The sequence below is a fragment of the Anaerosporobacter sp. genome (assembly GCF_965301125.1).
Genome location: NZ_CBDLAM010000103.1, coordinates 1 through 13,716, shown reverse-complemented (window position 1 = coordinate 13,716; position 13,716 = coordinate 1). Strand labels below are relative to the sequence as shown.

The following is a 13,716-nucleotide window of genomic DNA, read 5'->3' as shown; positions in this document are numbered from 1 at the left end:
ATTGCATACAATATCAGCAAGTGCCCTGGATAGAACACATAGAATACATAACGCATACTTGGTCCTTTTTTTCCATTATACATATATATTGGAATCAGTGCCAATACGGAAAGAAGTTGTAGCACATTTCCTAAGCAAATAGTTACTATAAAAAATGATATTGCAGTCTGTATCCTGTCTCCTCGATTTATATAGAATGCCATGATGATTAAGATTCCTAACATATTATAATCGGTGCATAAAAGCCAGGCAGCTGTCATTGCAAGCATAACTACTACGAATTGTGATATTACACTTTTCGGGTAAGACGCTGAATACCGTTTTTTTAACTCTTCTATTGCATAGATTGCAACAAGTCCTAATAGCAAAGTAAAGAATACATTCTGGTGTTGCCAATAAAACAACTCTTTATAAAAACATAAATCAAATGGTATCTCTGATATAATTGCAAATGCAGCCAATCTAGACATATATTTCTTCACATTTCTTGTATGGAAATATCCTTCTACAATTAGAAAACAAAAGATTGGGAACGCAATTCTACCAAAGCCTCTCATTAACAAATACAGCTTAGTACTATCGTCTACAAATACTGCTGCAATATGATCAATGAACATTGCTAGTATCGCTATTACCTTTAATACAAATACGCTCACAAGGCTCCTCCTTTCCTATCTCACTCCTTAATATAACAATTGAACGAGGAGCAACTTGAACGAAACGGTTATTCTCACGTATATGATTCTCTTCCATTCTTGCTGTGTCGATATATACCTCCCAACATAGCCCCATTGGTAATTGTGGTAAATCAAACTCATGATTTTTCCAATGCATATTATATGCTATATAAAGATAGGAATCTAATTTGTTATCCTCTTTTGACGCATAGCGACCACAATACATAACAGCAAATACACGACTATAGTATGAAAAATCAGGATACCAAGCTTTCGTCCCATGATATGACATATCTGGACATCCACATGATTGATAATCCATCATACGATATTCCTGCTCTCTTCCAAATACTCCTTGTCCTTTACGAAGTTGAATTAATTCTTTGACAAAACTTTCGATATCTTCATTTTGTTTTCTATTATTCCAATTAAGCCAAGAGATAGCGTTATCTTGACAATACGCGTTGTTATTGCCTTCTTGAGAATTTCCAAACTCATCTCCCATCATAATCATAGGTGTTCCCTGACTTAACAATAACATAACCAAAGCATTTCTTATCTGCTGTCTGCGAAGTTCTTTGATTTTCTTCTTACCAGTCTTTCCTTCTGTTCCACAGTTCCAACTGTAGTTATAATCTGTTCCGTCCTTGTTTTCTTCACCATTTACATTATTGTGCTTAACATCATAACAAACAAGATCCATGAGTGTAAAACCATTATTGTTTGTTATGTAATTAATCACTGCATGATCTGCTGGATTTCTTCTTACACGATATGCAAACGCATTCACTTGTTCCTCATCACTCTTAAGATATCTTCTTGCATCTACAAGGAAACCATCATTGTACTCAGCTAGATTCTTATACGGTCTGTGATTGCTATCTGTATATTTTTTGCTTATTTCCCACGAAGTGGCTAAGAATTTCGTATGTGATAACACAGGATCTGATGATAGTATATTAGTAGATACTACATTATTATTCACACTAAATCCATCTATGTGGTAGGTAAAATACCAGTGATATAAACAATCAAGAATGGACTGTTGTGTAAAGTCCTGTGTAAAATTAAACTCCATCAAAACTTCAATTCCAGCACGATGTAACTCCTTAATCATTGTCTTTAATTCATTAACTACATTAGATGGTTCGTAAGCATATGAGGCTTTCGGTGCGAAGTAATAATTATTCTTGCTGTATCCCCAATAATTGATTCTGTATGGAATACGAAACTTCTCTTTCGTATTCCCCCCCTGAACATACATCTCATTTAGCATCGTCTCACGATATGAACCTTCATCTTTTGCAATGTTGATAAACTCGTAATTGTTCTCTTCCCTCTTGTCATGTGCACCAGGAGCACGCATATAGTTTTCTTCTATAAGTATCTCGTCAAATTCCATAATAGGCATCAAAAGTACCGCATTAATACCAAGTTCTTTCAGATAAGGAATCTTTTCAATAATTCCTTTAAACGTACCTGCCATCTTTCCAGTTTTCGAAGAGCTGTGTTTCGTGAAGCCCCTAACATGCATCTTATAGATAATCAAATCCTTATATGGAATCTCAAGAGGTGCATCTTCTTCCCAATCAAATGTATGAAAGGCAAACCCACCACGCACTGCGTAGGCATCAAAATAATGACTGTGTTCTCCCCACTTTTCTCTTCCTACAATAATCTTCGCATAGGGATCAACAATAACCTGTCCATCTATTTCATACACATACTCATATTCTTCATATGGTAAGCCCTCTATAAGAATAGAATATACATCTCCTGTACGATATTCATACGGAATTATTACGATTTGATTCTTCTTTTGATTTTTCTTATGCAACAGCACAAGTTTACATATTTCACAATTTGGCGCTACTACCGCAAAGTTAATCGACTCCTCTTCTTTTGTAACTCCTAGTGGTAATGGATTCCCTTTTCTAACCCTAAATTGCTTCATACTTAGTCTCCTTACTATTACGAATTTCTAAGCATTTGCACAACTCTTTGTAGTCCATACACTTATATTGTTTATGAACGGAGAAGAGTTTTACAAGTGCTTACCTACTTACTCTCTTCAATCTTCTGTGCAAGTTCTGTTAGATACATCCACCGTTCCATCTTAACCTCTAGTTGATTTTCAAGTTCTTCTTTTTCCTTCATTAATTCATTTAATCTTCCATAATTAGATGCGTTACTGACCATTTCTGCTTCAATTTCTTCAATCTTTGACTCTAACTTAGCGATATCATCATCGATTGTGTCGTACTCTTTCTGCTCATTATATGTGAATTTAATTTGGTTAGAACGATCTTTTTGATAAATCTTTTTCTCTTCTTTAGGTTTTTCTGGTTTCATCTCCTCAGTAACATCATCGCCCTTCGCTAGATGATAGTCGCTATATCCACCTTCATATTGCTTAACGATACCATCTCCTTCAAAGGCAAAGATACGGCTAACCATACGATCAAGGAAATAACGGTCATGGGATACGGTTACTACGATACCTTGGAATGTATCAAGGTAATGCTCAAGTATTGTTAATGTCTGAATATCTAAATCATTGGTCGGTTCATCAAGAATTAAAACATTTGGTGCACTCATTAATATATATAATAAGTAAAGACGGCGTTTTTCACCACCTGATAACTTACCAATCAACGAATACTGCATAGCTCCTGTGAATAAGAACTTTTCTAACATCTGAGATGCTGTGATACTACCTTCATTGGTAGTGATATACTCCGCTACACTCTTAATATAGTCAATAACCTTAATATTTGGATCCATCTCTTCATTCTCTTGCGAGAAATAACCAATTTTAACAGTCTCTCCAATCTCTACATAACCAGAATCTAGTTCCACAATTCCATTGATTACTTTTAATAAGGTGGATTTACCGCAACCATTCTTTCCAATAATTCCAATTCTGTCGTTTTTAAGGAATATATAGGTGAAATCACGAAATAAAATCTTGTCCCCATAAGCTTTGGAAACCTCATGTAATTCAATTGTCTTCTTACCTAGTCTTGAAGATACTGAATTCATCTCGACAGTTGCAGTTTCTTTTGGCTTCTCTCTATCACGTAATTGCTCAAAACGTTCAATATGGGCCTTTTGTTTTGTAGATCTTGCTCTGGCACCTCGCATCATCCATTCAAGGTCTTGACGATATAAACTCTTATTCTTACGTTCTGTTGCAAGTTCCATCTCTTCTCTTTGTGCTTTTAATTCAAGGAAGCTAGAATATCCCCCAACATAACTGTAGAGATTCCCGTTGTCAATCTCTACAATACGATTTGTTACCATATCTAAGAAATATCTATCATGAGTAACCATAATTATCGCTCCACGGTACTGATTTAGATATTTCTCAAGCCACTCTGCCATATCATTATCTAAATGGTTCGTTGGCTCATCAAGTACAAGAATGTCTGCTGGATTAAGAATTGCTCGCACAAGTGCTAGACGTTTTCTTTGTCCACCAGATAACACATCAACTCTACCATCATAATCACGAATACCTAATTTATCTAACATGGCCTTGGCGTCTGCTTCTTTGTTCCAATCCTTCTCGTGTGAATCTTGATCTTGAAGCATTACATTTTCAAGAATATTCTTTGCTATATCGAATTCAGGTTGTTGAGCAAGATATTCAATCTTAATATTTCTTCCAGTTGTAACTTCCCCTGTATCTGCTTCTTCAATACCTGCAATAATCTTTAATAAGGTTGATTTACCAGTACCATTAATACCGATTACGCCGATTTTATCTCCTTCTTGAATTCCAAGAGAAATCTCTTTAAATAATATTTTGTCTGTATAGCTTTTGGTTACTTTATCTATTGTTAACAAATTCATGTTATTACTCGCTTTCACTTTGCTTTTCATTAAATCCTATTATAGCTTATGAGATAAGTTGTTACAATCCCCAAAATAGGTACGCCATCCCTATATGAAACAAAAAACACTTGCAAAATGATAAATATACGGTAAAATAGAGACTGAGAATAAATATTCATTTTTATCAAGGCTTAATTCAGCTAAACTGATAGGAAACGCAAAAACTAGTAAGGAAAACATAGAAAGGTTTTTAAATTATGATACAAGCATGTAATGTAACACTAAGATTAGGTAAACGTGCTCTTTTTGAAGAAGTTAATATTAAGTTTACCGAAGGAAATTGTTATGGATTAATCGGTGCCAACGGTGCTGGTAAATCTACTTTTCTTAAAATACTTTCAGGACAGATTGAACCTACACAAGGTGATATTGTTATTACACCAGGACAAAGATTATCCTTCTTGCAACAGGACCATTTCAAATACGATGAATTTGATGTCTTAAGCACTGTTATCATGGGTAATAAAAGATTATATGACATCATGAAAGAAAAAGATGCAATCTACGCGAAAGAAGATTTCACTGAAGAAGATGGTATTAAAGCAAGTGAATTAGAAGGTGAATTTGCTACGCTAAATGGTTGGGAAGCAGAATCAGATGCTTCTACTCTATTAAACGGGTTAGGAATTGATAACGAATTACACTACAAATTAATGTCTGAATTAACTGGTAGTGAGAAAGTCAAAGTATTACTTGCTCAAGCATTATTTGGTAACCCAGATATTCTGTTACTAGATGAGCCTACTAACCACCTTGACATCGATGCTATTCGTTGGTTAGAAGAATTCTTAATTAATTTTGAAAATACAGTTATCGTTGTATCCCATGACCGTTACTTCTTAAACAAAGTCTGTACACATACTGCTGACATTGATTATGCTAAGATTCAATTATATGCAGGTAACTACGACTTCTGGTATGAGTCAAGCCAATTAATGGTAAAACAAATGAAAGAAGCTAACAAAAAGAAAGAAGAAAAAATCAAAGAATTACAAGAATTTATTCAACGATTCAGTGCCAATGCTTCTAAATCAAAACAAGCAACTTCTCGTAAGAAAGCACTTGAAAAAATTGAACTTGATGATATTCGTCCATCAAGCCGTAAGTACCCTTACATCGATTTCAGACCATCGAGAGAAATCGGTAATGAAGTTCTTACTGTTACAAACTTATCTAAGACTATTGATGGTGTAAAAGTACTTGATAATATTTCCTTTATGATAGGAAGAGAAGATAAAGTAGCTTTCGTTGGACCTAATACTTTAGCTACTACTACTCTATTCAAAATCCTTACTGGTGAGATGGAACCAGACGAAGGAGAATACAAATGGGGAGTAACTACTAATCATTCTTATTTCCCTAAAGATAATACAAAAGACTTCTCTGGAGATGAGATGATTGTAGATTGGTTAATGCAGTTCTCACCGGAAAAGGATGTTACTTATGTTCGTGGCTTCCTTGGAAGAATGTTATTCGCTGGTGAAGAAGGTGTTAAAAAAGTTAACGTGTTATCTGGTGGTGAGAAAGTACGTTGTATGCTTTCAAAAATGATGATTCTAGGTTCTAACGTATTAGTTATGGACGAACCTACAAACCACTTAGATATGGAATCCATCACAGCATTAAATAATGGATTGATTAAATTCCCTGGTGTGGTGTTATTTACATCACAGGATCATCAGTTTATTCAAACAATTGCAAATCGTATTATGGAAATTACTCCAACTGGATTAATTGACAAAATCACAACATATGATGAATATCTTGATAATGATGAACTAGCTAGAAAACGTCAAGTTATGAACATGCCTACAGATGAAGACTAAACATGCGGCCAGCTCATTAAGAGCTGGTAGCTGATTAGCTATAATGATAAGTTGAATCTCAAGGGACAAAGTGATACTTATCAAAAAAAACAAAAGGATTTGGTGTTAGTGTAGATAGGGAGGTTTTGTTATTGAAGTCACGTACTATTTTTACATTCCAAGCTAAAAATGGGATGTATATATCAAAAGATGTTTTTAATTCATCAGGACAATTATTAATTTCTGAGGGAACTGAAATTAATAACAAGGTTAAAGAAATGCTAAGCTTTTACTCTGTTATGAAAATCAATATATATGATAAAGAGATTCGTCCAGAAGTAAAGCCAGCTCCACCAGTTATCAATATTGATACGTACTCTCAACGAATTAAAAATAGCAAAAGATTTCAGGATTTCAAGAAATCATTTAGCGAAAATGTAACTCAATTTCAATCTGATATCACTACTTTTGTTAATAAAACTGGTGTCTTGGATTTGAAAAATTTAACAAAAGAACCTTATACATTATTAAGTAAGAGTGATACAACTATTAACGTTTTCGATATGTTACACAATATTGAAGACTATGATGATTCCACATACTCACATTCACTAAACGTTGCATTAATCTGTAATGTTATCGGTCATTGGATGGATTATAAGGATGAAGATATAGAAGTACTTACTTTAGCTGGTCTACTACATGATATCGGAAAGTTAATGATACCTGAACATATCTTGAAAAAACCAGATAAACTAACAGACGAAGAATTCCAATTGATGAAGTTGCATCCTATTATGGGATATGATTTAGTCAAAAATGAAGACATTGATTCACGTATTAAAGAAGCAATTTTAAAACATCATGAAAGATGTGATGGCTCAGGCTATCCTTCTGCGTTAAAAGGGGATAATATTAGTGAATTTGCTAAGATAGTTACTATCGCTGATATTTATGATGCAATGACTTCTAAACGTGTCTATCGTGATGCTCTTTGTCCATTCGAGGTTATACGTCTATTCGAGGATGAAGGTTATCAAAAATACGACGCAAAAATCCTTGTTAATTTCTTAGAACGAATTGGCCAAGCGTATATTAAAAATACCGTTCAATTAAGTGATGGTAGAGTAGGGGAAATTATCCTACTTAATAAAAACGCTTTATCTAAACCTGTCGTTAAGGTGAAAGATACAGTTGTCGATTTATCTAAGAAACATAACATAACTATAACTAAGATTTTTTAGTTAATTATAATTGAAGATGAAATTTAACACAAACTATACTAAATAAAATGGAGATGATACTTTGGACCCGAGTGATGTCACGCAGATTATTATTTTACTTATTCTATTACTTCTATCTTGCTTTTTCTCATCAGCTGAAACTGCATTAACAACAGTAAACAAATTACGTATTCGTAGTCTTGCTGAAGAGAATGTCAAAGGCGCTAAGACAGTTGCTAGACTAATTGATAATCCTTCTAAGATGCTCAGTGCTATCTTAATTGGTAATAACGTCGTTAACCTATCCGCTTCCTCACTTGCTACATCTCTAGCAATGAATCATTATGGAAGTGTTGGTGCAGGTGTAGCCACTGGTATCCTTACTATTTTGATCATAATTTTGGGTGAAATTACACCAAAAACATTAGCAACTATTCATGCAGAGAAACTTTCTCTACATTATGCAGGCTCTATTTACTTTTTGACCCAACTACTAACACCGATTATCTATATCGTGAATCTAATTTCACTATCATTACTTCGGTTGTTACGTGTTGATCCGAATAAAAAAGTTTCTTCCATAACGGAAAATGAGCTTCGTACTATAGTTGATGTAAGTCATGAAGAAGGTATAATTGAAAGTGAAGAACGTAGAATGATAACCAATGTTGTGGATTTTGGTGATTCACTTGCGAAAGATGTAATGGTACCTCGTATTGATATGGAATTTGCAGATATCGACCTTACTTATGATGAGCTTGTTGCTGCTTTCTCTATCGAGAAATTCACTAGAATGCCTGTTTATCAGGATACTAGGGACAATATTGTTGGTATCGTTAACCTAAAAGATGTCTTTTTCTATCAAGATAAGAAAGAAGATTTCTGTTTGAAGGATATCATGAGAGATCCTTACTTCACGTATGAGTATAAGAAGACTTCCGAATTATTCATTGAAATGAAAAAAGAATCAATTCCTCTTGCTATCGTATTAGATGAATACGGTGCAACTGCTGGTCTTCTTACAATAGAAGATTTAATTGAAGAAATCGTTGGTGATATTCGTGATGAATATGATTCCGATGAAGAAGATTCTATCCAATGCATTAAAGATAATGAATTTGTAGCTGATGGTAATACCAAACTTGATGATATTAATGAAGTCATTGGTCTCCACATTGAATCAGATGATTATGATTCAATTGCAGGCCATATAATCGGCTTATTAGACCATCTTCCAGTACAAGGAGAAACCGTAGAAGATGATAATGTAATCTATACGGTAGATGCAGTTGATAAGAATCGTATTGATAAAGTACACATTGTTGTATTACCTACTGTAGAATAGGTAAGATGGGGTGCCGCACTAATTCTTAGTACGACACCCCATTTATTAAGCTATATTATCTGGTTTACATTCTCTAAATTCACATTTTTCTATTCTATGACCACCTGATTTATCTATAGCACCACCACTATATTCAGAAACACAACGAACAAATCTACACTCTTTTATTTCGCCTCTAGAGCCATACATAATGATTCCAGCACCACTCTTTTGCCTACAATTGATGAATAAACAATTCTTAATTTCTCCTGCACACGAATATATCGCTCCATCTTGGCAATAAGTGAAAATAGTATCTGATATCTTAGGTTCCATAGCATCATATATGGCACGTCCATTCTTAACATTTCGAAAAACTGAATGTACCACTACCATTCTACTTCCTGTCGCATGGAATATAGAGTTATTTGCTCTACCGTCAAATTCTGAGCTATCAATTAAACATCCTCTTGAACGACTAATATTGATCATATCGCGATTTTTTAATTCATCAGCAATTATTTTTGATCCTTTAAATTCCAATATACCCTTACTTTGAATTGGTTGTCTTAAATAAACCAAAGCATTATGAAAACTAAGGATTCCTAATTCGCTTACTACTAGAGGCACATCTAATATAGTTGCTATATTAATTTTGTACTCCTTATCAATTATTCTTTCAGTTTGACCCTGAATATACTGAATCAGGTCTTCACCTTGTGGATAACATTCAATATACTGGCAGTCCATAACATTTGATTTCACTTCATTATTATAGAAAATAGCTCCACCGTGGTCTAAAGCATAGCAAAGCTTGAAAGAACAACATGTAATCATAATTTCTTCTGATCCAATGTAAACAGCTCCACCGTTCTTAGCCTCACACTTTTTAAAGGTAGAATTGGTTATGCTTCCATGCCCTTGTTGAATCTGAATTGCAGCTCCATTCTCGGTAGTATAACATTTGTGAAAACTACAGTTATTTACCTCTATTTGATTTCCCCAGAACTTTATTGCACTATCCTTAGTTGCATGATAGATTTTAGAATCTACTATTGTCAAATTTCCATTCTTCTGGTTAATAGCACTTCCAATATATCGACAATCCATTATTGAATTAATTATCGTAACTTCTGAATAACTCTTCACTTCTATAAGTGTATTACCCATATCCGATTTATTAATAATGGTCGTATCCTTAATAATTAAAGTTCCTCCATCTACTATTATAGTACCGTGAAGGTAAATAACAGCGTGGTCTAGCACTAACGTTCCACCTTTAGGGACAATAAGTTTATCTTTAACAATACAAGCATCGACTATGCGAGTTTCTTTACCAGGTATTACTGATTTGTTTTCAATATCTGTGATATACTCCATATCAGGCATATAATACTTAAGCTCTGTCATAGTTAAAGGTATATCCATCTTTCTCATAGTACCAAATAATTGAATGCATTGTTCCATGTTATTCTCATAAGTAGCTTGAGTAAATTGCCTTAGTACATTAAATATATCATTTGGCACATGGAATAAAGCGCGGTACCGTTCGATTGACTCTTGCTCTTCCTCTGAAAGCGATTCTTTACGTAAGCCCACAAGAATCAAATCCATAAGGAACAGATATTGCTTTAAAGGCTCATTAATACTCCACAGTAATTGATCTGTTAATCTTGTTCCATCTGTTGCAAGGCGAATGATTTTAGCAATCTGCTTAGGCTCAAGTCCTAGACCTTTCACCATAAGTCGCTCTAATTCATAATTAGTAAGGGTACTATTTGATTTATTAAGTCCTGCTTGAGCGAATATTCCCGCACAATATACTGTCTTATACTCGATATCTTCTACAAATAATGGGTGTTTTGGAGATAGGAATGATTTTTTCTTACGATTGAATTTGGTTAATAAGTCTGTTTGAATCATGGTCGTTCCTCCTCACACGCATTAAATACAATGCTATCTTCTGGCGAACAATGATTATATTCACAACGACTGACTCTTTGTCCATATTTTTCATAAACAAAGTAGATTGCCCCTCCTAGATACTTACCATTACAATTGGTAAATCTAGAATTAGTAATCTCCGAATCTGATAAGGAATTAGAATAGATTGCTCCTCCATGTTCTTCCTCACAGTGATAAAACTCACAATCATCAACCACTAATCGTCCCATTTCTTTCACTCGAACACCACCTGCTAAGCAATCCGCAAGCGTTGTTTCATTCATAATAAGCGAATCACCGGTAAAACGTATCGCTGGTGCCAAATCCGTATTCGCTATGGTAGAATTATTAATTGTTAAGCACCCTCTATTTTGCCAAAAGGCCCCACATTTGAAATTACAGTTTAATTCTAATGAACTCACATTTACTTTCGCCGTATTATTTATATGGATCAATGTATCACTATTACAGTCTTCTACTGTTAACTTAACCGTATTAAATACAATTCTTCCTCCATCTACCATTATGCTACCATTAATTCTAACTTCACAGTTTTTAATAATTAATACTGCTCCGCCTGTAACTGCAACATGACCATGAATCTTAGACGGTTTATCTATGATAAACTTTTCCCCTTTGTTCAATATGAGGTTGTCATAGGTATCTTCAATAAGGATATCTTCGCAGATGTACTTTAAAAGTTTATAACTAACATTGTACCCGTCTTTATTGAATTTGTGGTAGAGACGAATTGCTTCCTTTGTATTTTTCTTACATGCAGCTTCATTATACTGTAAGAAAAATTCTTTTTCTTCATTGGTAAACTTAAATATTGCAAAATAATTCTGGCATACCTTCTTTGCATAATCCTCAGACCATAATGAGTAATTACATAGTTTTAATAAATCTGCTGTAAAAGTATACTGCTTTTCTTTGGTATCAAGTTTTGTAAATACATCATTTATTTTATAATCGAAATTATCATTAATATCTCCAACTATCTTCCCGATATAAGAAGATGGAAGATTTATACTAATTAGTATCCTCTGATATTCACCTAACAACTCTTTCATACTTTTAATCGTCCCATAAGCTAACACACCGAGTCCAAAACAATAACTGTACTTGAAAGCATTATCTTTATGTGCATATGGATGTATTTGTTCAGCTGTGTCTTTGTTTTTCTTTTTTAAATAATCTAGTATATCCATACTCTTCACATCCTTGCCTTATCTTAGAAGGGATATCCCCTTCTAAGATATACATCGGCTATTTTTACTTAATTATTTAGTGAGTAGACAATGGGTGACCATATACTATTAAGGATTCTATCTCAGTTGAAACTAATTATTCTGCAAGAGATATGTTGTCTAATACGTATTTTACTGCATCTTCTATATTCGCTTTCTCATCATAACTATAATCATTAATACTAATAAAAATATAAGAATCTCCTTGTTTGATTACTGCATTACCAGAAGTAAATGTATAGTCTTCATATTCATATGACATTATCTTATAATTAAATCCTTTATAGGTTTGGAGCTCCGATATTTCTGTATCGTATGATTCTTTATAATACTCAATTGCTCCATCAATCGCATCTTCCTCATTAGTAGCTTCCATTCCACTGATAGAAACAGAGTAATTTCCATCATTCATACTGAGGGTTGAAAAGTTCGTATAATTATCTATTTTTGCTGTTTTATCACTACATACAAGTTTGAATTTACTTCCCTCATAATTTTCAAAGCTAATTATAGTATCATCCTCATCATTATCCAAAGGGTTAGTATAATCAGTATAATCATTATCATCATCATCAATATCGTCGTAGTCATAATCATCACCATAATCGTAGTCATAGCCTGAAGATGTCGTTGATTGATATTCATTCATGATGGACATAACCAAATTCAATAGAGCTTCGTTTTCCAATCCATTCGTTTGTATCTCAGTTATTAATGCCTCAATGTCTTCCGTAGTCATGTCAAAGAGATTTGTATACTCTTTAGAATCTGGAATTTCTATAGTACCATCAGTATTCACATTCACTTCTGCTGACATATCAAAAGTTATAAGATCGGCTACTTTAAACTCGATACTATCCAAATTTAATGAATACGATTTTCCTTTTTTAACATCTGATAAACTTCCTTCGCACTTAAGAGATACGATTGCATCTTGTGTATCAGCAGAAAGGATTTCACCATTAATTGATATATTTTCTCCATCAAGTTTAGTTGAAAGAGATGCAGTTCCTAATGATTCATCATTTTTCTTTAATGTAAGATTAACATCAGATTCTGTATCTGTGATATCGTTCTCGAATAACATAGTTACTGTGTCCGAAGTAGCATAATTTTTCATATCAATTGTTCCGGCAATTTTTGATTTACTAAAATCAAAATCTGCTATAAGTGTAGCTGTTTCCCCTTCTGCTTCCATTTCATAGGAGCTTTCAAAAGCAACCATCTTCTTGTTATATACATAAACAGTAAATACTATGTCATTTTTAAGTACTTCTTCAAATTCTTAATAGTATTCATTTATACCAAGTTCAGTAAAATCCTTGTATAAGGTTATAATATCTTCACTTAAAATAGTTGCCTTATATTCCGTGCATTTTAGAGACTTACCATTGATATCTTTTTTAACTTTTCCTTTGTTTTTTACAACCATATTTTCTAGTAATTTTTTATAGTCTTTATTTATCTGTTCTATCTCATTTTCATTACTATTGTTCGCTTCTCCAAAAGGATCAAGGCTTAAATCCTCTTGCAGTTCATCCATTTTAAAATATTCTCTAAATGATGAGGTAAGCGAAAAGGTAATAAAGAAAGCCC

Annotated in this window: 10 protein-coding genes; 3 read left to right on the top strand and 7 right to left on the bottom strand. The window is 33.6% G+C overall.

Annotated elements, in window-relative coordinates:
* From ACW2QF_RS11960 to ACW2QF_RS11950, 3 genes are all read right to left on the bottom strand, one after another.
* On the bottom strand, positions 1-656 hold a 656-nt coding region (locus tag ACW2QF_RS11960), incomplete at its 3' end, for a TraX family protein (RefSeq protein WP_455716234.1).
* Positions 607-2,631, bottom strand: coding sequence for an alpha-amylase family glycosyl hydrolase (locus ACW2QF_RS11955; protein WP_455716233.1), 2,025 nt, complete (start codon positions 2,629-2,631; stop codon positions 607-609). The genes ACW2QF_RS11960 and ACW2QF_RS11955, both read right to left, overlap by 50 nt.
* A gap of 104 nt (positions 2,632-2,735) precedes the next feature.
* Complete coding sequence (locus ACW2QF_RS11950) at positions 2,736-4,532, bottom strand: ABC-F family ATP-binding cassette domain-containing protein (RefSeq protein ID WP_455716235.1); 1,797 nt, start codon at positions 4,530-4,532, stop codon at positions 2,736-2,738.
* Positions 4,533-4,771: 239 nt separating this feature from the next.
* On the opposite strand from ACW2QF_RS11950, the gene ACW2QF_RS11945 reads away from it, so the two are divergent.
* The 3 genes from ACW2QF_RS11945 (at position 4,772) to ACW2QF_RS11935 (ending at position 8,947) form a co-directional block, all read left to right on the top strand.
* Positions 4,772-6,400, top strand: coding sequence for an ABC-F family ATP-binding cassette domain-containing protein (locus tag ACW2QF_RS11945; protein ID WP_455716232.1), 1,629 nt, complete (start codon positions 4,772-4,774; stop codon positions 6,398-6,400).
* 131 nt (positions 6,401-6,531) lie between these two features.
* The gene (locus ACW2QF_RS11940) at positions 6,532-7,623 is read left to right on the top strand and encodes an HD-GYP domain-containing protein (protein ID WP_455716231.1); all 1,092 of its coding nucleotides are present in this window, start codon (positions 6,532-6,534) and stop codon (positions 7,621-7,623) included.
* A 61-nt stretch (positions 7,624-7,684) separates the two neighbouring features.
* A complete protein-coding gene (locus ACW2QF_RS11935) occupies positions 7,685-8,947 on the top strand; it encodes an HlyC/CorC family transporter (protein WP_455716230.1) in 1,263 nt (420 codons plus the stop codon).
* Between the two features lie 45 nt (positions 8,948-8,992).
* Here the strand turns inward: ACW2QF_RS11935 and ACW2QF_RS11930 are convergent, their stop codons facing one another.
* From ACW2QF_RS11930 to ACW2QF_RS11915, 4 genes are all read right to left on the bottom strand, one after another.
* The gene (locus tag ACW2QF_RS11930) at positions 8,993-10,849 is read right to left on the bottom strand and encodes a right-handed parallel beta-helix repeat-containing protein (protein WP_455716229.1); all 1,857 of its coding nucleotides are present in this window, start codon (positions 10,847-10,849) and stop codon (positions 8,993-8,995) included.
* Positions 10,846-12,081, bottom strand: a complete 1,236-nt coding sequence (locus ACW2QF_RS11925) for a right-handed parallel beta-helix repeat-containing protein (RefSeq protein WP_455716228.1) — start codon at positions 12,079-12,081, stop codon at positions 10,846-10,848. Before ACW2QF_RS11925 ends, ACW2QF_RS11930 begins: the two co-directional genes overlap by 4 nt.
* A gap of 136 nt (positions 12,082-12,217) precedes the next feature.
* On the bottom strand, positions 12,218-13,345 hold the full coding sequence (locus ACW2QF_RS11920) for a hypothetical protein (RefSeq protein WP_455716227.1): 1,128 nt from the start codon (positions 13,343-13,345) through the stop codon (positions 12,218-12,220).
* Between the two features lie 60 nt (positions 13,346-13,405).
* The coding region (locus ACW2QF_RS11915) for a hypothetical protein (RefSeq protein WP_455716226.1) at positions 13,406-13,716 on the bottom strand (311 nt) is incomplete at its 5' end.

What these genes read in the sequence shown, in the direction of transcription:
- ACW2QF_RS11955 (WP_455716233.1), bottom strand. Translation starts at nt 2,631, where the DNA reads ATGAAGCAATTTAGGGTTAGAAAAGGGAATCCATTACCACTAGGAGTT.
- ACW2QF_RS11950 (WP_455716235.1), bottom strand. Translation starts at nt 4,532, where the DNA reads ATGAATTTGTTAACAATAGATAAAGTAACCAAAAGCTATACAGACAAA.
- ACW2QF_RS11945 (WP_455716232.1), top strand. Translation starts at nt 4,772, where the DNA reads ATGATACAAGCATGTAATGTAACACTAAGATTAGGTAAACGTGCTCTT.
- ACW2QF_RS11930 (WP_455716229.1), bottom strand. Translation starts at nt 10,849, where the DNA reads ATGATTCAAACAGACTTATTAACCAAATTCAATCGTAAGAAAAAATCA.
- ACW2QF_RS11925 (WP_455716228.1), bottom strand. Translation starts at nt 12,081, where the DNA reads ATGGATATACTAGATTATTTAAAAAAGAAAAACAAAGACACAGCTGAA.
- ACW2QF_RS11920 (WP_455716227.1), bottom strand. Translation starts at nt 13,345, where the DNA reads ATGGTTGCTTTTGAAAGCTCCTATGAAATGGAAGCAGAAGGGGAAACA.